Source organism: Psychrobacter sp. TWP2-1-2 (assembly GCF_049896785.1).
GTDB lineage: Bacteria > Pseudomonadota > Gammaproteobacteria > Pseudomonadales > Moraxellaceae > Psychrobacter.
In genome coordinates this window covers 1-1,199 of sequence record NZ_JAFCVA010000043.1, presented here as the reverse complement: position 1 = coordinate 1,199, position 1,199 = coordinate 1, and the positions used below count along the sequence as shown (strand labels likewise).

Below are 1,199 nucleotides of genomic sequence, written 5' to 3'. Positions count from 1 at the left end.
GGTAATCATCCCAACCATAAGACACTTATCAAATAGAATTAAGCTGCGTGGTTTAGTTTCTGCATTGGCGTAAAACCGCCATTGCCCATATTCGGGCGCTCGTGGTTGTAGTGATATAACCAAGCCTCAGCTTGCTGACGGACTTGGTCTAAATCTGTAAATAATTCCTGATTTAACCAATCATAACGCATTGTTCTATTATAGCGCTCAACATAAGCATTCTGCTGTGGATTGCCAGGCTCAATATAGCTTATCGTAATACCTTGATCTAAAGCCCAGTCTTTGAGCGCGTTGCTGATGTACTCAGGTCCATTATCACATCTTACCTGGACCGGTTTACCTCGACATTCAATCAGCTGATTTAAACTGCGTATGACTCTTTGAGCGGGTAATGAGAAGTCAATCTCAACGGTTAAGGCTTCACGGTTATAATCATCAATGACGTTAAACAGTCTAAACCCTCGTCCATCAGTTAAAGCATCATGCATGAAGTCCATGCTCCAGCTTTGGTTTATCTTATCAGGTACAGCAAGTGGCACAGGTTTGGCGCGCTTCATGCGGCGGCGAGGTTTGATTCTAAGGTTCAACTCAAGCTCACAGTAGATGCGATACACCCGTTTATGATTGTATGGCAGTCCCAGCACGTTACGCAGGCTTAAAAAACACAATCCAAAGCCCCAGTTCTTGTTCTGCTCGGTCAGATCTATGAGCAAGTCCGCTATCTGCTTATTCTCATCCGTTGCTACCGACTTGTGATAATAACAGGTGACGCTAATGTTAAAGATCAAGCAAGCTCTGCGGATACTGATGCCATGCTCTTTAATGTAGTGACAAGCCATCTCTTTGCGCCTGAGTGGCGCTACCACTTTTTTGACATGGCATCCTGTAATATGTCGGATTTGAGACATTCATCGGCATACATCTTTTTTAAGCGAGCATTCTCAACTTCAAGCTCTTTGAGACGAGTGATAAGCGCAGCATCCATGCCACCATATTTAGAGCGCCAGTTATAGAACGTGCTTTGGCCGACATTATACTCACGGCATAAATCAGCGATAGGTACGCCTTGTTCTGCTTGTTTAAGGATATTAACGATTTGATTATCAGTAAAGCGTGTCTTTTTCATAGGATTCTCCTGCTGGTATATTTTAGCAGTTAATCTCTATTTCTAAGTGTTCTTATTTATTGGGGGGATTACC

At 43.1% G+C, this 1,199-nt stretch carries 1 protein-coding gene; it reads right to left on the bottom strand.

The window, feature by feature from the left end; all coding sequences use genetic code 11:
* Positions 1 to 38 precede the first annotated feature (38 nt).
* A protein-coding gene (locus ACP7AE_RS14145; RefSeq protein ID WP_426138840.1) for an IS3 family transposase occupies positions 39 to 1,126 on the bottom strand; the annotation gives its coding sequence in 2 pieces (ribosomal slippage) (positions 39 to 874 and positions 874 to 1,126; 1,089 coding nt in all).
* Positions 1,127 to 1,199 lie beyond the last annotated feature (73 nt).